The following is a 20,840-nucleotide window of genomic DNA, read 5'->3' on the forward strand; positions in this document are numbered from 1 at the left end:
CGCACACCGGGATTCCCTCTTATTTCTGTCTCACGTCTTGCTTGTTGGTGTTAAAACCAAGTTTGGTTAATCCGGCCTGTACGTCGGGATGGCTCATGAAGAGTTTCCACAATAATCCGGTCCGGTAGTTTTCGATCATGACAGCAATAGGACCCTGGTCGATAGCCAGATAACGTTGCGGATACCAATTGTCCGTTTCGCTGAAAGCATCGTAGAATCCGAAAGGACCGAACACTTTATCTCCCATGTCATACAAATGGCGCATTACCTGCATTGAATATTCCGGTGTATAGACAATGGATGAAAGTGCGGCGGTAGGGGAGATTACTCCTTTGTCCTCCTGCTCATTGGGCGAATGAGCTGCATATCCATCGACGGAATAGCTGGCGGTCAGTCCCCAACAATCCGGTCCGAAACCTTTGTAATGTTTAGGGTTGCGGATGCAGTAAGCACGGTTCACCAGTGTCAGGTTGCGCATTTCGTGGAAGTAACTGGGGCAGTATTCATCTTTTAGTCCTACCGGATCAAGTCCGAGGAAAGAGTATTGAGCCCAGAAAAGCGGTCCGGCTTCGGTGCCCTGATAGCGGAGGTGCAACTCGATTCCTTCCACTTTATGCGGAGAAACGATGGCTCCGTTCTGTGCCCAACCGTCATGATAGACAGCCGCAGGTACTCCATGGGTAGGAGAAGCGGTGGCAAGAATATACATAATCATACATTCGTTGTAGCCGTGTACAGGGAAATTCATTTCCCAGCCATACGTCGGACTCCAATGCCAGTAAAGAACGTTTTGTCCGCCTTGCCGATACCAGTTCCAGTCGACATCCCGCCAAATCTGGTCGATCCGTTGGGCGAGGGCTTTCTCTTTCTCGTTTCCGTTGACGTAATATTGGTGTACGGCCAGCAGTCCTTGGATGAGGAAAGCTGTCTCTACCAGATCGCCACCATTATCTTTCTGGCCGAATGGTTTCACTTTGCCCGTATCACCATACCACCAATGAGGGTAGGCTCCGTGGAAACGGTCTGCCTTTTCGAGGAAAGAAACGATGCGTTCCATTCGTGCCAGTCCCTCTTCGCGGGTGACGTAACCGCGGTCGATTCCCGCAAGGATGGCCATGATGCCGAAGCCGCTGCCGCCGGAAGTGACTACGTTGGCATCGTTTTCTGGATAAACGCCGTCCACATGATAACGTTCGGGAGCTAAGCCGCTATTCGGCTCGGCACCTTCCCAGAAATAGAGGAAAGTCCGTCTTTGGACGGTATCCATCAGGGCGTCGTCCGATAACGAGTCGGTGGCTGCGGAAAGGTTGTTGTTTTTGCTTTTCCCTTTACAGCTCTGGAAAGTCAGGGCAACGGCGGATAGAAATAGTAACATGAGCGGAAGTGCACTCATTTCTATTATTCTTTTATATTTATCGTTCATAATCAAGGTGATAAAAGTTTAGTTTAACGTGAACTTCGCGGTTTTCACATCACGGCTGTTCGTACCGATCATCACTTCAAAGTCGCCCGGTTCGGCTACCAGTTGCAAGTCATAGTTATAATATCTCAGCATTTCCGGAGCAATCTTGAAACGGACAATCTTCATCTCACCTGGTTGCAGGAATATCTTTTGGAAACCTTTCAGCTCTTTCACAGGGCGGGTACTGCTGCCTACGAGATCACGGATGTAGAGCTGTACCACTTCTGTGCCGGGCCATGTGCCGGTATTGGTAACTTCTACTGCTGCGGTCAGTGAGCCGGTCATGTCCATTGATGAATGACTCAGATCAATGTCGCTGTAAGAGAAGGTGGTGTAGGACAGTCCGTAGCCGAATGGGTAAAGCGGATCATTGTCCACATCCAGATAATTACTGCGGAACTTCTCAAACCATTTGCCTTCTTTCAACGGGCGTCCGGTATTCTTATGTGCGTAATAAAGAGGAATCTGTCCGACATTCTTCGGGAAAGTCATAGTGAGTTTACCACCCGGATTGACATAACCGAAGAGTGCGTCGCCAATGGCGTATGCAGCTTCACTGCCTCCGAACCACACGTTCAGAATAGCGGGTACATGTTCCTGTTCCCAAGTCAACGTAAGCGGACGGCCGGTGAATAATACCAGTACCACAGGCTTTCCTGTCTTTAACAGTTCCTTCAATAAGTTCTGTTGTACATCGGGGATATTCAGATTCGTACGGCTGCTGCTCTCGCCACTCATTTCCGAAGACTCTCCTAAAGCGGCAATGATTATGTCCGAATGGCGTGCTACATTGAGCGCCTCGTCCAACAGCTGTTGGTCTGTGCGGCCATCACGGTTCAGCGAACGGCCGAACATCGTTGCCCGTTCTTCGTATGCGGCGTCACTGATCAGGTTGCTCCCTTTGGCGTACATGATATTCGCTTTTCCTGCTGTCATCTCTTTCAGACCTTCCACCAATGAAGGAGAGCGGTCGAGTACGGCAGCCACACTCCATGTGCCGGGCATATTCGTCCGGCTGTTGGCGAGCGGACCGATTACGGCAATATTGCCTTTGGGGTTGAAAGGCAATAGCGGATTTCCGTTAGGGTTCCTGTCGGGGCTGTCGTTCTTTAATAAGACAAAGCTTTCTGCTGCAATCCTGCGGGCGGCTTCACGGTGGGCTTTGGTAAATATGTCACGTGCCGGACGTTTCGGGTCACAATATTTATAAGGATTATCAAATAATCCAAGTTTATATTTGGCTTCCAGAATACGGCGGCAGGCTGTATTCAGTGTCTCCATCGAAACTTTACCTTCTTGAACGGATTTTTTCAGTGTTCCCACAAAGCCCTCGCTTACCATATCCATATCGACTCCGGCATTGATGGCACGTGCCGATACTGTCTGAAGGTCACCGATTCCGTGGTCGATCATTTCGGAAATCCCCGTGTAGTCGGTTACAACAAAACCGTTGAAGCCCCATTGCCCGCGCAAAATATCGGTCATCAGCCATTTATTGGCGGTGGCGGGTATTCCGTCTACTTCGTTAAATGACGCCATCACACTGCCTACACCTGCTTCGACGGCAGCTTCGTAAGGCAACATATAGTCGTTGAACATTCGCTGGCGGCTCATGTCTACGGTGTTATAATCACGACCGGCTTCTCCTGCGCCATATAAGGCAAAGTGTTTCACGCAAGCCATGATTTCATCGTTCCGTTGCATATTCTTTCCTTGATAACCGCGTACCATCGCTTCGGCAATCATGGCTCCCAGAAACGGGTCTTCACCGCTACCTTCGGATACACGTCCCCAACGAGGGTCGCGTGAGACGTCCACCATCGGACTAAACGTCCATGAAATGCCGTCGGCACTGGCTTCTACAGCTGCAATACGGGCGGATTCTTCAATAGCGGACATATCCCAAGTGCAGGATAGGCCGAGCGGGATGGGAAACATGGTTTCATAACCATGAATAACGTCCATGCCGAACAACAATGGGATACCCAAGCGGGAACCTTCCACTGCCTGTTTCTGTACATCGCGTATTTTCTCTACTCCTTTTAGGTTGAACAGTCCTCCCACTTCGCCTTTTTTGATTTTGGCGGCAATATCACTGCTTTTGGCTTGACCGGTGGTAATCTCTCCGGTGACGGGAAGATTCAACTGTCCAATTTTTTCTTCCAAAGTCATTTTGTTCATCAGTACGTCGATGAAGCGATCCATATCCTGTGGAGACTTTTGTGCCGATACAGTCAGAAGACCTGTGGCAAACAATAGGATGAGTAAACTTAACTTTTTGTATATCATGTTATTATATTTATTTATAGATAATCCGGATTTTGTACCAATACTCCTTTTGACTTATCAATTTCCGTCTGCGGAAGTGGAAGCAAGGCGTTCTTATCCTGGTAATTTAATTTTCCTGCCGCGTGCAACACATCTTTGGCAATTCCCCAACGGACAAGGTCATAGAAACGGTCGAATTCCATTCCCAGTTCCACACGGCGTTCGTGACGGATGGCCTCGCGCAACTCTCCTTGATCGGTAGTTGTCACTTTGGGCAGTATATTGGCATTAGAACCTCTGGCACGTGCACGAACTTGCTCCAGGTAGTCGATAGCTTCTCCCGGAATTCCTTTTTCGTTGGCTGATTCGGCTCCCATCAATAATACATCCGCATAACGGATCAGACGAATGTTTACCCAAAAGCCCTTATTGCTATATTCTTTACGCAAAGCCGGGTCAGTGTATGCCTTCTTGTTGAAGTAGGCGCCTATCGCCGGAGAAACAGGAGATTCGCCGTAAGGCTCGTTCGTATTCTCCGGAGTGATGGGGTCGCTGTCCGAATGGCGGAAATAAAGCAGAGTGGCATTCTTACGCGGATCGCCCGGTTCGTATGCCTCCGCCATATGTTCGGTTGCCATGTTCCATCCCCAGCCTAAATCCCACTGATCGGCTCCACGAACACCTTGTACTTCGCAGAACTGGCTACCGATAATATCGCTTTGCGGTAGGGCCGCAGTAGCGGTACATTGCAGTTCGAATATGGAGCCGCTGTTATTTTCACCTTCGTCTGTGAATATCTTATTGTACGGGGTGTTCAGGTTATAAAGGCCTTTCTTGATTACGTCGGTGGAGGCGGTGTACATATTGTCCCAATCGTTACGCATCATGTAGGTACGCGCGTGTAAAGAACGTGCAGCTCCCCAAGTCAGCCGTCCTGTATAATCGGAACTCCATGTTTCAGGCAATGACTCTTCCGCTGTTTTCAGGTCGCGGTCTATTTGCTCGTATATCTTATCAGCGGTCGTTTTCGGAATATTGGCCTCCGAAGCGTCGTTGATTTTATAAGTCACCAAAGGCACTTCACCGAAGGCTCTTACTAGATTGAAGTAACAATAAGCACGGAAGAAGGAGGCTTCTCCTTTATTGATGATGTCTTCGCTTTCCGTCTGTCCCGTTGTTTCCTTTTCGGCGATAGCGTTGAGAATGTCATTACATTGATAGATGATGGCGTAATTTTTGCCCCAATAAGCACCTAGCTGACCATTGGAAGGAGTGTAGATGAAGTCGTCGTACATTTCGGCCACATCGGAACCGTCGCTGGCAAGACTTCCTTTCTCCGCATCTTCGGAGCGGAAACTGTGGATGGCGAAGGCGGGTGTACCGGAGGTTACGTCGAAGCTACGCATCATGGTGTATACATTATAGATCTTACCGTTCACTAGTGCGTTCGGATTGTCATCTTCTGTGAACTGTCCTTGCGGACTACGGTCTAGAAAGTCGCTGCAACTGCTCAGAAGCAGTGTGGTAGCGGCAATAAAGGTTGAAAATATATATTTATCCAGTTTCATACAATTATCGTTTTAAAAGGTTAAGTTGATTCCGAAGGTGTAGACTGCCGGTACGGGATAACTGCCGTTGTCCACTCCGAATGCGGTGGCGGTACCACCCAGCTCGGGAGTATAGCCGGTGTTATGTTTCCATGTCTTCAGGTTCTGAATGTTGACATAGACTTTCAGGGCTTGCAGACGTATCTTTGCGAGCAGGCTCTTGTCGAAAGAGTATGCCAACTGTACGTTACGGATACGGAAGAACTTGCCGTCTTCGATGTAGTATTCAGAATTCAACGTATTGATGGAATGTTTGGAGTTCAATAACGGTTGGCTGTTGGATGTTCCTTCTCCGTGCCAGCGGTCCATGCGTTGTGCCAGATAGTTGAACTGGGCAAAGTTATAGTTGTCCCATGTACGGAAGATCTGGTTTCCGCCTTGTCCCATCATATCGATACCCAAAGACCAGTTCTTGTAATCCACGCCGAGCGAGAAACCGTAAGTGACATTCGGTGTCGGATCACCTATCATGGTACGGTCTGCGGGAGTGATCTTTCCGTCGTTATTGACGTCGGCGAATTTCAAGTCACCGGGAGTAACTGTAGCAAGTGTATTCTCAGGAGACGATTTGATATCGGCTTCCGATTGATAGACTCCCGCTACCTTATAGCCATAGAAGTATCCGATAGGATAACCTGCCATTGTGTAACTTTGCTGTTTATCTCCGGCAATGATGGAATAACCGTCCTGAACAAGGCTTTTTACTTTATTCTTGATTGTAGTAAGGTTGGCGCTGACGGAATATCCCCATTCACCGATCTGGTCGCGCCAGGTGATTGCCATTTCCACACCTTTATTCTGAATCCGTCCCAAGTTACCGATACCGGGCATTGTTCCGGAGATTCCGGGAACTTCAGCAAGCAAATCTTTAGTGTTCTTCATATAATATACACCTTCGAAATGCAAGCGGTTGCGAAGCATATTCGTTTCAAATCCGGCTTCCCATGCCTCTACTTTTTCCCAGCGGAGGGTAGGATTAGGCAAATAGGCAAGTTGATATCCCGGATAAATGATGGACGGCTTACCGAATACGGCCGAATAGGCATTGGTCAATAGCGGTTCAGCAGGATAGGCCTTGTCCAGATTCTGATTTCCCAATGTTCCGTAAGAGGCCTTAATCTTCAACATATCCAGCCACTTGATGTCCTTCATGAATTCTTCTTCGGTCATCAGCCAACCGCCACCTAGCGAGAAGAAATTCTGCCACTCATTGCCTGTATAAGAGAATGCGGAAGAACCGTCCCGACGGAATGACCCGTTGAACAGATATTTCCCTTTATAGTTGTAGATGACCCGTGCAAGCATAGACACGGTACTGCGTTCCCATTGGGTACTTCCATTGGTTGCCGTAGCGGCATCTCCGATACTGACGAACCATTTATCCGGATCGTCCGGAATCACAAGGCCTACTCCTTGTTTGCGCGCTCCGTCCAGGCGGCTTAGTGAGTTATAATAAGTGGTAAAGCCGGCAGTGGCTGTCAGGTTATGATTGCCGTTGTCGAAACTGTTGGTATAGGTCAGCACATAGTCACTCTGTACTTTCGTCTCGTTTTCCTTGAACTGGCTGACTTCTGTTTTACCTGTTCCCAAAGTGGAAACATCTCCTTTGACGGTAGAGTCGTATACTTTTATGATAGGAGTATAGGTACGTCCGTTGTTGGAAGCGTAGTCCATAGAGAACGTCGCTTTGAAGGTAAAATGTTTCAGGAAGTCCACTTCGCCATAGACATTACCCGATGCGCGATAGTTTTCGGCTTTCGTTGTGTTCGCTTTTAAATCGACATCTACCATAGGGTTGTTGATCTGTGCTTTCTGAAAATTGGGCAAAGCGCTGTATAATCCATACTCGTCGTTATATACCGGAGCGATAGGAGTGGAGCGGAGAGCACCTAACACCTGTTTCGAGTCGGCAGGTAGAAGGCGTGCGCCGTTGAATTGGAAACCTACTTTCAGGAAGTCGGTGATTTTATAATCATTGCTGGCATTGATGGTCACCTTGCTGAATTTCTCATGTTCGATGTTGCCTTGTTCGTAAGAGTAGCCGACACCCAGATAGAAACTATGTTTGGGAGAAGCTCCTGTGATACTGATATTATTGTTCGTGATAAAGGCAGTCTGGAAGATTTCATCCTGCCAATCGGTGTTGGCGTCCCAGCCGGTGTAATCGAACGGGTCATCTTTCTGGTTGGCAAGCTGTTCGCTATACAGCTCTTTGAATTGCGGGCCATTGACTAATTTTACTTTGTCCACCACTTTCTTGAAGCCGAAAGAAGTATTTATATTGACCAAGGTCTGTCCTTCTTTTGCTTTCTTGGTGGTGATGATGATAACACCGTTTGCACCACGAACACCAAAGATGGCTAGGGACGACGGGTCTTTCAGAATCTCCATCGACTCGATATCTTCCGGATTAAGGAAGTTGATATTATCATTGAATAAACCGTCGACAATGTACAGCGGTTTATATCCATTGATGGAGTTTGTACCACGGATACGGATTTCCGGATCGGCCCCGGCTCGTCCTGAGTTTACAATCTGCACACCTGCCACTTTTCCCTGTAAGGAAGAAAGTGGGTTCATAGCCGGTTTATTGGCTATTTCTTCTCCTTTGACGTTGGTGATGGAACCTGTCAGATCTCTTTTCTTTGCACTACCGTATCCGATAACGACTGTTTCGGCTAGTACTTGCGAGTCTTCTTTTAGGGTGACGTTAATTATGCTTTGTGTTCCTACTTTGATACTCTGTGTAGTCATTCCCACGTATGAAAACACCAATACATCCTCCGGAGTGACGGAGATTGAATATTTACCGTCCATATCCGTAATGGTTCCGGTAGAAGTCCCTTGTACGAGTACCGATGCACCGATCAACGGCTCATTGGCGGCATCTGTTACCGTTCCTGTCACCGTCTTTGTTTGTGCAAAGACAGAGATAGAACCTAGTAACAGGCAAGTGAGCATAATGAAGCCCTTTAGCCTGATGGCTTTTGTCTGAAGATGTTGTGAAAGTCTAGTCCTCATTGCATTAAATTTTTCCATTTGTTACTATTTAGGTTGAAGTATCTATTCTGTCGCCTGTCGGCGAAAGTAACAAAGGAAACAAACCAAACTCAAAAAAGATTATGAAAAAGGGAAGAATACTTGTTTTTAACAAAAAAGCCCTCAAGAAAAGTTCTTGAAGGCTGCTGTCTTTTAATGTGCGGATGATAGGACTCGAACCTACACGCCTCACGGCACCAGATCCTAAGTCTGGCGCGGCTACCAATTACGCCACATCCGCATGCGTCGCTTTTGTTTAGCGGTGCAAAGATAGGAAGATTTTCTGATTTAACAAATAATTCGGTAATAAAGTTATTCACTTAATATTTCAAATGCCCTTTCAATCAGTGCATCCTTCTTTTGTGATTCTGCATCTCCATGCTCTATTCCCTCTTCCAGAATCTTATCCATATTTACGTATACATCTGGCTCTATTCCATTTTCCAGAGGCTTTTTATACTTGTTAAAGTGAGGACTGGCTGAGAAGCGAACACTCCAACCATTGGGTAATTCTGAAGAGAAAGGTAGCCCGGAACCTCCTCCGGTTTGGTCACCTACCTGAAATATTCTTTGCTCTTCGTTATCGTTGTTTAGACTGTGCATGGCATTCACAAAATCGTTTGTGGCACTGTAGCAACGACGATTGGTAAGTAAAACCACTTTTTTCTGCCAACGGATGCTATTAGAGGGTTCCAGGTAGATCGGCTCCATTTCAGAAAAGTCATTATGTCCCGGACCGGTTTTGTGCTGGATATATCCGGTCAATGTCTTTTCGTTGGTGAAACGGGCGGCAATACGGGTGGAATTAGTCAGGTTTCCTCCTCCGTTGTCGCGTACATCAATGATTAATCCGTTGCAGAGCTTCAAATAATCGAGTACATGGTCTAAATTACCGTCTCCAACTCCGGCACTAAAACTTTCGTAGCGGATATAACCTATATTATTATCGAATATTTTATATTTCAAACCGGCAGATGTACGATAACCGGAACTGGCACTTCCCAAATAGTAATTGTATAAGATATCCTCTCTATAGTTCCAAGGATATCCTTGATACCAGGCATCGTAATATGAAATACGACTGGAGGAGGAGAGGTTGACGTGCCCGTCTTTCAACTCATATAGCATTTGACTTAGTATATCAAACAGGTCGTCATCCGAAATTCCGGGTTTCACCAGTTTTCCATACTTGTCGTGAACAGCGTCCCAATCAATGCCTTTCTCTTCCAGAAAACAATACCGTTCATCAATAATCTTCCATAGTTGCTCGAAGTTTCCTACAGGATCATTGGCATATTCCTCTTCCCTGATACATCCGGTCACTACCGGAAGACAACAGAGCAGCCAAAGCATTTGTCTAATATTATTTCTCATTCTTAATCTTGTATTAACTCTCAACTCTCAATTTTCAACTCTCAACTTAATAAGCTCTTACCGATGACGGTAGAACACTGGCTCCTTTTTTATTTCGGATGCGGTATAATTCTTTCACAAAGCCTACCATGAACACATGTGAGTAGGTGTGCGTCTTGATATTGTTTACATTGGACTGCTGCAAATCCGCCAGATAGCTGAAACGCATTTTAGTATATCCTATAGGGAAGTCGACGGAAAGCATTTGCCGTAGCGAAGGCTGGTTATGTAAAGAAGTGAATTTGATGACTCCTCCGGCATTTCCCAGCGAGAAAATCTCATAATAAGATTGTCCGTAATGGGGGGAAAACATGACTCCCATTACCGGCAAATTCACTTGATAGCGCAATACCATCGGGTAACGTTTGATTTTCAGGTGCCAGATAGCCATTCCCGATGCATCCAGATTGATATATGCTCGTGCCGAAGCCGGGTTGTTTGTGTTCCGAAGATTGTAGACAAAACCTCCGTTGGCGTCTATCAATCCTCCTGCCAACAGTTTGAAGTTCTCTGTCAGACGGAACTGATAATGGAGCCCGTAGTTCCAGTTCACCAACCCAGAGAATGTATTGTTATTGTCGACACGGTTATGTGTATAGCCGATATCCGCTTGGAAGAAATTCTGTACAGACACATTCCCATCAAAAAGTTTAGTCATACGGATTGTTTCGCGGGAAACACGGAAGTCGATTCCTTTGTATTCCTGAGGCGAAAGATAAGTGTCGAACACATTCGTAAATCCGACACCGTACATCGTTGCACGTGTTACATAACGGTGGATTTGCAGACTGTCTGTGTCTGTCGTCTGCGCTTGTAATCTTGTGCAAAGGGCGAACAGGATGCATCCTGCCAGCCCTAGATATAGTGTTTGTTTCTTCATCAGAATAATTTCATCTGCCCCGTGATTTCATCAATAATATCGCCTTCACTCTTGTCGCTGTCTGGATCCAGATTCTCCGGTTCTTCTTCCGGTTCCTTCTGGCTCTCTTGTACAGGCTCGGGGAAGCGGGTAGGTTCCAGCTCATTAATAGTTTCCACTGCGTAGGTGGTGATACGTTTGCCTTTCGCTTTGAAACCTTTGACTGCGATAAATTCTTCGGCTTCAATCTCCAGCGGATCACGGAAGCTATCGTGTCCTCCGAATATAACTTCCAGGCGCGGATAGTACTCGTCCGTCAGCAGAATAAGGCGATTGTTCTTATTCTCTCCCAGATAGTTCTGCTTGCGGTTGGAACCTTCAAAGCAGAAACGTTTCAAATATGGATAATTCTGTTGGTCTGCATCATATAGTGCGGCAGTCCATACCTTGTTGGAATCGAACTTCTCGACAATACTTACATTATCTTCGTAATGGTTGCTCAGGTCGAAGTTGCTGGTATAGAAGTCACCGTTGTTCAAGACAACCAATATGGTATCCTCGCTTTGGAATTCTCCGAGATATTCTCCCCTTCCGTCGTAGTTGAGGCGGAGTATATCCCGATCAAACCAGACTTTACGTCCTCCGAGAGTAGAACCGCCTCTCTGTTTCAAGGCGATCTTATGCACCGGAAGCCGGGTGAGGATAATGCCTCGTGCCTGTCTTCCTTTGATACCTACTTCGCTAAAGTCCTGCTCAAAGATAATACGGCGGACACGCGGGTTCGGTTTCAGTGTCACCTTGATGATTTCGGCCTCCCCGTTCGGATTGGCACTGAAATAAGTGATACGTGAGTCCGGAGTTCCTTGAGTGACATCGTATTCACGGTCGCGGACAACGGAGGTTACAGCGAAGCGTTTGACATACGTTGTCCCTTCTTTTCCGTCACGGTAGGCCACGTTGTAAATCGTGCGCTTGTCGTTCTTCTTGAATACATTGACATAGAGCACGTTTTTACCGACAAACTTTTTATCGGCGACGGGAGTAACAATATATTTACCGTCGCGGAAGAAGATGATAACGTCGTCAATATCCGAACAGCATGCCACGAATTCATCTTTCTTCAAACTTGTTCCGATGAATCCTTCTTCACGGTTGATATAAAGTTTTTCGTTCGCTTCCACTACTTTGGCAGCTTCGATGGTGTCGAAGTTCCGGAGTTCCGTGCGGCGCGGGAAATTTTTGCCGTATTTGTTCTTCAGCATTTGATACCAGTTGACGGTATAATCTACGATGTGAGCCAGATGGTTATCAATCTCGGCAATTTCCTCTTTCATCTTGGCGATCAGTTCATCCGCCTTGTCTGAATTGAATTTCAGGATACGTCCCATTTTGATTTCCATCAGCTTGAGGATATCCTCTTTGGTCACTTCACGGATAAACTGCGGATAGTAAGGTGTCAGACGCTTGTCGATATGTTCGCAGGCTGCATCCATGTCTTTGGACTGCTCGAACTCTTTGTCTTTATAGATACGCTCTTCGATGAATATTTTTTCGAGTGAGGCGAAATGCAATGCTTCCAGTATTTCGCCTTTCTTGATTTCCAGTTCCTGCTTCAGTAAATCCAACGTGTTGTCTGCCGACTTTTTCAGTACTTTACTGATGGTTAGGAAATGTGGCTTGCTGTCATCAATAACACAACAGTTGGGGGAAATGCTTACTTCACAATCAGTGAATGCATACAGTGCATCGATAGTCTTGTCCGAAGAAGTGCCGGGCGCAAGATGAACCAGTATCTCTACGTTGGCGGCCGTGTTGTCGTCTACCTTACGGATTTTGATCTTTCCTTTATCAACAGCTTTCAAGATAGAGTCGATCACTGTCGAAGTCGTCTTTCCGTATGGAATTTCTGTGATAGCAAGTGTTTTATTATCAATCTTAGTGATCTTGGCACGTACTTTCACCGCTCCGCCGCGTTCTCCGTCGTTGTATTTGGCTACGTCGATAGAACCTCCTGTCTGGAAATCAGGATACAATTGGAATTCCTCTCCACGCAGATAACTGATGGAGGCATCGCAAAGTTCGTTGAAGTTATGCGGTAGAATTTTGGAAGAAAGTCCCACGGCGATACCTTCCACACCTTGTGCCAGCAATAACGGGAATTTCACGGGAAGAGTGACCGGTTCTTTGTTTCGTCCGTCGTAAGAAAGTTTCCATTCAGTTGTTTTAGGATTGAAGACAACGTCCAGCGCAAACTTGGACAAGCGTGCTTCTATATAACGGGGAGCAGCGGCGCCGTCTCCGGTAAGGATATTACCCCAGTTACCCTGACAATCAATCAACAGGTCTTTCTGTCCCAACTGTACCAGGGCATCTCCGATAGAAGCATCACCGTGAGGGTGGAACTGCATGGTGTGTCCCACAATGTTAGCCACTTTGTTATATCGTCCGTCGTCCAGACGTTTCATGGAATGTAGGATACGGCGTTGTACCGGCTTCAAACCATCGTTGATATGAGGCACGGCACGTTCCAAAATAACGTACGAAGCATAGTCCAGAAACCAATTCTGGTACATGCCTGTGAGCTGATGTTTTACGCTTTCGTCCCGTGCGTCCGCCGGTTTGTAATCTGAATGTCCTTCCGGTATCTCGTTGATTTCGTCACTCATAAATTCGTATATACTATAATATTTTAACGCATACGCAGGCAAAAATACAAAAATAAAAGAGATTTCGGAAAAGAAAGGGGGATATTCCGAATGTTAAAAGGGTATAAATTGACTTATTCTTTTTCTTTAGTTATTGTAGGGATGGTACAAATGTATAAGAAAACTTTGATTTCCTATAATAAAGACTTAATTTTGTTGCAGCCAACACTTATCTGACACCCGGGTCTCATGAGCACTGACACCCGGGTGTTGGTATGTTTGACACCCGGGTCTCAATGGTGTTGACACCCGGGTGTCAAATGGAACGCGAGTATAAACGAAAAAAGAAAGGAGTATAAACGATGGCAGTGCCTTATGTAGTGAGAAAGAAAGCCGATTTAACATCGGGAGAAAGAAAAGAATTATGGTATGGTGTACCCAAAAAACTGATAGATCCGATTCGGAATAGAGAATTTGCCGAGTACATGGAAAAACGGAGTGGATTTCATCGCGGGCAGATAGATGGTATATTGACGGAAATGGTTGATGCTATCCGTAGTCTGTTGTCTATCGGACAGCCGGTTACTATCGAAGGACTTGGCACATTCCATACATCACTGACCAGTCCGGGATTTGAACGTCCCGAACAGGTAACTCCGGGAAAGGTGTCCGTTTCACGTGTCTATTTCGTGGCTTGTCCTGAATTTAGCCGGGAAGTAAAAAAAATGAAATGCATGCGTATTCCTTTTAATCTGTATATGCCTGAAGAGATGCTGACCAAAGAAATGAAGAAAGCGGACCGGGAGCAGGAGCGGGAAGAATATGACCGTATGATGGCACCGGAAATCGAGGAAGAAGTTCAGGAATAAGATAAATTAATACCCTCTCTGTCTTATTTATAAGATAAATCCCTATCTTTGTGGCACTTTTTACGAAAAAAGCAAATTCAAATTAATAGATATAGAAAAGAAAATGGCACAAGAAGACGTTTTTAAGAAGCTTGTATCGCATTGTAAAGAGTACGGTTTCGTATTTCCTTCGAGCGATATCTACGACGGACTAGGCGCTGTGTATGACTACGGTCAGATGGGCGTTGAATTGAAGAACAACATTAAGAAATATTGGTGGGACAGCATGGTGCTGTTGCACGAAAACATTGTCGGTATCGACTCTGCCATCTTTATGCACCCTACTATCTGGAAGGCTTCCGGACACGTAGACGCATTCAATGACCCTTTGATTGACAATAAAGACTCTAAGAAACGTTATCGTGCCGATGTACTGATTGAAGATCAGTTGGCAAAGTATGACGATAAAATCAATAAAGAAGTAGCGAAAGCTGCCAAGAAGTTCGGTGAAGCGTTTGATGAGGCTCAGTTCCGTTCTACTAACGGACGTGTACTGGAACATCAGGCTAAGCGAGATGCACTTCATACTCGCTTTTCAAAAGCTTTGAATGATAACAATTTGGAAGAACTCCGCCAGATTATCATTGATGAAGAAATCGTATGCCCGATCTCCGGTACTAAGAACTGGACAGAAGTTCGTCAGTTCAATCTGATGTTCTCTACCGAAATGGGTTCTACGGCCGATGGCTCTATGAAAATTTATCTGCGTCCGGAAACTGCACAGGGTATTTTTGTAAACTACCTGAATGTACAGAAAACAGGTCGTATGAAAGTTCCTTTCGGTATTGCACAGATTGGTAAGGCTTTCCGTAACGAAATCGTTGCCCGTCAGTTCATCTTCCGTATGCGTGAGTTCGAACAGATGGAAATGCAGTTCTTTGTAAAACCGGGAACTGAACTTGACTGGTTCAAGAAATGGAAAGAAATCCGTTTGAAATGGCATAAAGCTCTTGGCTTCGGCGATGCAAGCTATCGTTATCACGATCATGATAAGTTGGCTCACTACGCAAATGCCGCTACTGATATTGAATTCCTGATGCCGTTCGGATTCAAAGAAGTGGAAGGTATCCACTCTCGTACTAACTTCGACTTGTCTCAACATGAGAAGTTCTCCGGCAAGAGCATCAAATATTTCGATCCGGAACTGAACGAGTCTTATACTCCGTATGTAATCGAAACTTCTATCGGTGTTGACCGTATGTTCCTTAGCATCATGAGCGCATCTTATTGCGAAGAGCAATTGGAAAATGGTGAAAGCCGTGTGGTTCTGAAATTGCCTGCTGCTCTGGCTCCGGTGAAACTGGCGGTTATGCCGTTGGTAAAGAAAGATGGTCTGCCTGAAAAAGCTCGTGAGATTATTGATAACTTGAAATTCCATTTCCATTGTCAGTATGATGAAAAAGATAGTATCGGTAAGCGTTATCGCCGTCAGGATGCTATTGGTACTCCGTACTGTGTGACGGTCGATCATCAGACATTAGAAGATAACTGTGTGACATTGCGTAACCGTGATACCATGCAGCAGGAGCGTGTCGCTATCTCTGAACTGAATAATATCATCGCAGACAGAGTAAGCATCACTTCTCTATTGAAAACTTTACAATAAACCTTTGACGAATGAGTAAAAAGATCTATTTATTCTCCTTAGTATTGTTGGCTTTGACGTTTACCGCTTGTAGCGAAACGGAAGAGACCGGACGTTATGACAATTGGCGTGCGCGTAGTGAGGCTTTTATTGATTCAATAGCCAATGTGTATGCTGGACAACAAAATGGCAGCATAACAGTCACGGATGAAAAAGAGAAACTTTATCCTTTTACGGATTTGACGAATGGGCAGACAATATATGCCAAGAAAAGAATTTCCAGAGACGGCGTGAAGGATGACGATAAACCTGTATATACTTCTAAGGTAAGTGCATATTATCGTATGTCTTATTTTAATGGTGACGTTGTTCAACAGAATTTTGCAGGAACAGAGCCTGACGAGTTTGATGTGCCTTCGGAATTCTTATTGAATGAAGTGATCTCAGGCTGGGGGTATACGCTAACTGAAATGGCAGAAGGAGAATTTTGGACTTTGTATATTCCTTACCAGAGTGGATATGGTTCCGGTACAGGTAGCGATGGTTCTTTACAGGCTTATTCGGCACTAGTCTATGATGTAAAATTGGATAAGATTGTAGAACGATAATCTTCTCAAGAATAAGGAAAATAAATAAGGTGTTGGTCATAAGGGATACAACACCTTATTTGATTTTATACTACTTTCTCTCACCTGTAAATGAGTCGGAATGACCACTTGCTTGACAGCCTTATCCCCTTTAATCTGCTCAATCAACAACCGGCAGGCAGTTTCTCCCATTTTATAAGTTTGATGAGACACAGCCGATAATTTGGGCTCTACGTAATTGGCGTGTTGTTCGTCCGTATATCCGATGATGGCAATGTCGTCCGGTATACGCAGTCCATGTTTTTTGATAACTTCCATAGCGGCAAAAGCTAAGGTATCATTCATGGCAAGTATGGCATCAGGAGGCTGAGGAAGCGACAGCAAGGTCTCTGTGGCAATTTTACCCTCCTCGTAATCAATCTTCCGGCAGACGACCAACTCTTTCTCGATGGGAATCCGGTTGTCACGTAGAGCTTCCAGATAACCATGCTTTCTTTTCTTTACGATGTCCAGATGATTCGCTCCACCTATAAACGCTACCCGTTTGCTTCCATTATCCAGAAAATGTTGTGTTGCCATTTGAGCGGATTGCACACCGTCCGCAACAACCGAAGAAAACTGTTCCGTCAGACAAACACGATCAAATAGAATAAGCGGCATATTGATATCTTTTAGTGTTGCAAAATGGGAATAGTCCGTAGTCTCCTGTGATAAGCAGGCGATGATACCTTCCACACGCATATTTACCAGGTTCTCAACGTTCCGTTTCTCATGCTCGTATGACTCATGCGATGTAGTGATAATCACAAAATATCCGTTGGCGATAGCCATATTTTCTATACCGTTCAAGATAGAGGCGAAGAAATGAGTTACGATATCCGGAACAATCACTCCGATGATACGCGGGGCATTTTTCCGTAAACTCATGGCAAAAGGATTGGGACGGTAATTCATTTCTTTTGCCAGTTCCTTAGCCTTGGCGCAGAGCTCACGGCTGATTTCCGAGCTGTCTTTCAGGGCTCTGGATACAGTGGGAATCGATACTCCCAATGCTTGAGCGAGATCTTTGAGTGAAGTATGTTTCCGGTATTTCATTTGAAGGTCTTTTACTTTGATTCTTTTACAAAGAAAGTACATTCCCGGATAAATACGCATATCTGAAACAATATTTTTTACGTAAACCATTACGTTGCTTTTTAGTGGCTTTACCGCTATACGGAAATCATTCCTGACCTATTTTTGTCGCATACAAAACTATTTAAAACCAAGAAGTATGCAATACCATGAAATCGGAAAGACAGGGATGAAAGTGTCATCCCTTAGTTTCGGAGCCTCTTCCTTAGGAGGAGTTTTCCATGATTTAAAAGAACAAGAAGGCATTCAAGCGGTATTTACCGCCGTTGAATCGGGAATGAATTTTATAGATGTCTCTCCTTATTACGGACATTATAAAGCGGAGACCGTGCTAGGAAAAGCGTTGAAAGAGCTTCCGCGCGACCGTTATTATCTTTCTACCAAAGTAGGGCGTTATGGAAAAGATGGAGTGAACACATGGGATTACTCAGCCAAACGGGTAACTGAGAGTGTTTACGAGAGTATGGAACGCTTGCATATAGAGTTTATCGATTTGATAAATGTACACGATATTGAATTTGCCGATTTGAATCAGATTGTTAATGAAACATTGCCTGCCTTAGTAGCACTGCGTGAGAAAGGAGTGGTAGGCCATGTCGGAATCACAGATTTACAGTTGGAGAATCTGAAATGGGTAATCGACCACTCGCCAATCGGCACAGTCGAGTCCATTCTCAATTTTTGCCATTATTGTCTGTGCGATGATAAGTTAGTGGATTTTCTGGACTATTTTGAATCCAAAGGAATCGGTGTGATTAATGCTTCTCCGCTTTCGATGGGACTGTTGAGCGAACGTGGTATTCCTGCCTGGCATCCGGCTCCCCAATCGTTGGTAGAAGCCTGCCGTAAAGCAGTGGAACACTGCAAAGCCAAGAACTGTCCGATTGAAAAACTGGCTATGCAGTTCTCTGTCAGCAATCCCCGTATTGCCACCACCCTGTTCAGTACAACCAACCCGGAGAATGTGAAAAAGAATATCACTTTCATTGAAGAACCGATTGATTGGGAGCTCGTTCGGGAAGTTCAGGAGATTATCGGAGAACAGAAACGTGTAAGCTGGGCAAACTCATAAAACGAACTTGTTGGTATGGACTACACAATCATTGATGCACATGCTCATTTATGGCTACGGCAAGATACGGTCGTAGACGGACTGCCTATTCGTACGTTGGAAAACGGACGTTCGGAATTTATGGGAGAGATTCGCCAGATGGTTCCTCCTTTTATGATAGACGGGGTGAATAGTGCGGAAGTCTTTCTTTCGAATATGGACTATGCACAAGTATCTGCCGCTGTTATCACTCAAGAATTTATTGATGGTATTCAGAATGATTATTTGTCGGAAGTCGTTTCCCGTTATCCCGATCGTTTCTTTATTTGCGGTATGTGCGAATTTCGTAAACCGGGATTTCTGGAACAGGCAAAAGAGCTGATCGCAAAAGGTTTTAAAGCCATCAAGATTCCTGCCCATCGTCTTTTGCTGAAAGAAGGAAGGGTGATGCTGAACAGCGAAGAGATGATGGAAATGTTCCATTATATGGAAGATGAGGACATTCTGCTTTCTATTGATCTAGCCGACGGAGCCACACAGGTTCCTGAAATGGAGGAGATTATTCAGGAATGTCCGGATTTGCGGATAGCTATCGGACACTTCGGAATGGTGACTCGCCCCGACTGGAAAGAGCAAATCCGTCTGGCACGTCATTCCAATGTGATGATTGAATCCGGTGGAATCACCTGGCTTTTCAATGACGAGTTCTATCCTTTTAAAGGAGCGGTAAAAGCCATCCGTGAAGCAGCAGAGCTGGTGGGCATGGAAAAACTGATGTGGGGCTCGGATTATCCGCGTACCATCACAGCGATCACCTACAAAATGTCTTATGATTTTGTGGTGAAGTCTTCCGAATTGACGGAAGAGGATAAAAGACTCTTTTTAGGAGAGAATGCCCGGAATTTCTATGGATTTACAGATCTCCCCGTGCTTCCTTACATCAAGAATATGTCCGAATGATTGAGAAAACAACCTTATCGTAAAACTATATTCATGCCATGAAAAAGAATACATATACAATACCTTTAGCTTTGGTTTTCTGCCTTTTCTTCTTGTGGGCGATAAGCAGCAATCTGCTTCCTACAATGATCCGGCAATTGATGAAGACCTGCGAGCTGAATACCTTTGAGGCTTCTTTTACAGAGACGGCCTATTGGCTTGCCTACTTCATTTTCCCTATTCCGATAGCTATGTTCATGAAACGATACAGCTATAAAGCGGGAATTATATTCGGACTTATCCTAGCCGCCATCGGAGGGCTGCTCTTTTTCCCTGCCGCCATACTAAAAGAATATTGGGCTTACCTTTGCATCTTTTTTATCATTGCCACCGGAATGTGTTTTCTGGAGACGGCTGCCAATCCATATGTAACAGTGCTGGGTACCTCTGAAACGGCTCCCCGCCGATTAAACCTGGCGCAGTCTTTCAACGGGCTCGGAGCTTTCATTGCCGCCATGTTCCTAAGCAAACTTATCCTTAGTGGGAATCATTACACACGGGAAACGCTTCCTGTAGATTATCCGGGTGGTTGGCAAACCTATATCCAACTGGAAACGGATGCCATGAAACTTCCTTATCTGATATTGGCGTTACTGCTCATTGCCATAGCCGTTCTATTTGTCTTTTCAAAGTTGCCGAAGATTGGAGATGAAACTGCTTCTTCAGATGCAGTGACGGCTGATGGCAAGAAAGAAAAACTGATAGACTTCGGAGTATTAAAACACTCGCATCTTCGTTGGGGAGTGATTGCGCAATTCTTCTATAATGGTGGGCAGACAGCCATCAACAGTCTTTTCCTGGTCTATTGCTGCACCTATGCGGGATTGCCGGAAGATACGGCTACCACTTTCTTCGGACTCTATATGTTGGCTTTTCTTTTGGGACGTTGGATTGGTACAGGCTTGATGGTGAAATTCCGTCCTCAAGATATGCTGTTGATCTATGCCCTGATGAATATCCTCCTGTGTGGAGTGGTGATGATATGGGGAGGAATGATCGGACTATATGCGATGCTGGCTATCTCGTTCTTTATGTCTATCATGTATCCTACTCAATTCTCATTGGCTTTAAAAGGACTTGGAAATCAGACGAAGAGCGGCTCGGCCTTTCTTGTAATGGCGATCGTTGGTAATGCCTGTCTCCCGCAGTTGACGGCTTATTTCATGCATATTAACGAGAACATCTATTATATCGCGTATGGCGTGCCGATGATTTGTTTTGTTTTCTGTGCCTATTACGGATGGAAAGGTTATAAAGTAATCGATTAATAAATTTATTATCAA

The 20,840-nt window shown here is 45.3% G+C and carries 14 protein-coding genes and 1 tRNA gene; 6 read left to right on the forward strand and 9 right to left on the reverse strand.

Annotated elements, in window-relative coordinates:
- Nucleotides 1-19: 19 nt before the first annotated feature.
- From H8S63_RS03635 to H8S63_RS03670, 8 genes are all read right to left on the reverse strand, one after another.
- A complete protein-coding gene (locus tag H8S63_RS03635; RefSeq protein WP_186925746.1) occupies nucleotides 20-1,423 on the reverse strand; it encodes a glucoamylase family protein in 1,404 nt (467 codons plus the stop codon).
- Nucleotides 1,424-1,441: 18 nt separating this feature from the next.
- The gene (gene bglX, locus H8S63_RS03640) at nucleotides 1,442-3,751 is read right to left on the reverse strand and encodes a beta-glucosidase BglX (protein WP_186925747.1); all 2,310 of its coding nucleotides are present in this window, start codon (nucleotides 3,749-3,751) and stop codon (nucleotides 1,442-1,444) included.
- Between the two features lie 14 nt (nucleotides 3,752-3,765).
- Nucleotides 3,766-5,298, reverse strand: coding sequence for a RagB/SusD family nutrient uptake outer membrane protein (locus tag H8S63_RS03645; protein WP_149924125.1), 1,533 nt, complete (start codon nucleotides 5,296-5,298; stop codon nucleotides 3,766-3,768).
- Between the two features lie 12 nt (nucleotides 5,299-5,310).
- Complete coding sequence (locus H8S63_RS03650; protein WP_186925748.1) at nucleotides 5,311-8,376, reverse strand: TonB-dependent receptor; 3,066 nt, start codon at nucleotides 8,374-8,376, stop codon at nucleotides 5,311-5,313.
- A 159-nt stretch (nucleotides 8,377-8,535) separates the two neighbouring features.
- Nucleotides 8,536-8,617, reverse strand: a tRNA-Leu gene (locus H8S63_RS03655).
- A 71-nt stretch (nucleotides 8,618-8,688) separates the two neighbouring features.
- The gene (locus H8S63_RS03660; RefSeq protein WP_007755599.1) at nucleotides 8,689-9,750 is read right to left on the reverse strand and encodes a S41 family peptidase; all 1,062 of its coding nucleotides are present in this window, start codon (nucleotides 9,748-9,750) and stop codon (nucleotides 8,689-8,691) included.
- A 46-nt stretch (nucleotides 9,751-9,796) separates the two neighbouring features.
- The gene (locus tag H8S63_RS03665; protein ID WP_186925749.1) at nucleotides 9,797-10,669 is read right to left on the reverse strand and encodes a DUF3316 domain-containing protein; all 873 of its coding nucleotides are present in this window, start codon (nucleotides 10,667-10,669) and stop codon (nucleotides 9,797-9,799) included.
- The gene (locus H8S63_RS03670; protein WP_186925750.1) at nucleotides 10,669-13,314 is read right to left on the reverse strand and encodes a DNA gyrase/topoisomerase IV subunit A; all 2,646 of its coding nucleotides are present in this window, start codon (nucleotides 13,312-13,314) and stop codon (nucleotides 10,669-10,671) included. Before H8S63_RS03670 ends, H8S63_RS03665 begins: the two co-directional genes overlap by 1 nt.
- Before the next feature lie 341 nt (nucleotides 13,315-13,655).
- Here H8S63_RS03670 and H8S63_RS03675 point away from each other — a divergent pair, with 341 nt between their 5' ends.
- The 3 genes from H8S63_RS03675 (at nucleotide 13,656) to H8S63_RS03685 (ending at nucleotide 16,394) form a co-directional block, all read left to right on the forward strand.
- On the forward strand, nucleotides 13,656-14,162 hold the full coding sequence (locus H8S63_RS03675) for an HU family DNA-binding protein (RefSeq protein ID WP_186925751.1): 507 nt from the start codon (nucleotides 13,656-13,658) through the stop codon (nucleotides 14,160-14,162).
- Between the two features lie 103 nt (nucleotides 14,163-14,265).
- Nucleotides 14,266-15,807: a glycine--tRNA ligase gene (locus tag H8S63_RS03680; protein ID WP_007755582.1), complete on the forward strand. Its 1,542-nt coding sequence runs from the start codon at nucleotides 14,266-14,268 to the stop codon at nucleotides 15,805-15,807.
- 11 nt (nucleotides 15,808-15,818) lie between these two features.
- Complete coding sequence (locus H8S63_RS03685) at nucleotides 15,819-16,394, forward strand: FKBP-type peptidyl-prolyl cis-trans isomerase (RefSeq protein WP_186925752.1); 576 nt, start codon at nucleotides 15,819-15,821, stop codon at nucleotides 16,392-16,394.
- Between the two features lie 36 nt (nucleotides 16,395-16,430).
- Here H8S63_RS03685 and H8S63_RS03690 read toward each other — a convergent pair whose 3' ends face one another.
- Nucleotides 16,431-17,468, reverse strand: coding sequence for a LacI family DNA-binding transcriptional regulator (locus H8S63_RS03690; protein WP_186925860.1), 1,038 nt, complete (start codon nucleotides 17,466-17,468; stop codon nucleotides 16,431-16,433).
- A gap of 178 nt (nucleotides 17,469-17,646) precedes the next feature.
- Between H8S63_RS03690 and H8S63_RS03695 the strand changes: the two genes are divergently transcribed.
- The 3 genes from H8S63_RS03695 to fucP are packed head-to-tail and all read left to right on the forward strand — an operon-like array spanning nucleotide 17,647 to nucleotide 20,825.
- On the forward strand, nucleotides 17,647-18,579 hold the full coding sequence (locus H8S63_RS03695; protein WP_186925753.1) for an aldo/keto reductase: 933 nt from the start codon (nucleotides 17,647-17,649) through the stop codon (nucleotides 18,577-18,579).
- Between the two features lie 15 nt (nucleotides 18,580-18,594).
- On the forward strand, nucleotides 18,595-19,518 hold the full coding sequence (locus H8S63_RS03700) for an amidohydrolase (protein WP_186925754.1): 924 nt from the start codon (nucleotides 18,595-18,597) through the stop codon (nucleotides 19,516-19,518).
- Between the two features lie 38 nt (nucleotides 19,519-19,556).
- Nucleotides 19,557-20,825, forward strand: a complete 1,269-nt coding sequence (gene fucP, locus H8S63_RS03705) for an L-fucose:H+ symporter permease (protein WP_186925755.1) — start codon at nucleotides 19,557-19,559, stop codon at nucleotides 20,823-20,825.
- Nucleotides 20,826-20,840 lie beyond the last annotated feature (15 nt).

Origin of the sequence: Bacteroides sp. NSJ-39, assembly GCF_014287315.1 — a bacterium.
Taxonomy (GTDB): domain Bacteria; phylum Bacteroidota; class Bacteroidia; order Bacteroidales; family Bacteroidaceae; genus Bacteroides; species Bacteroides finegoldii.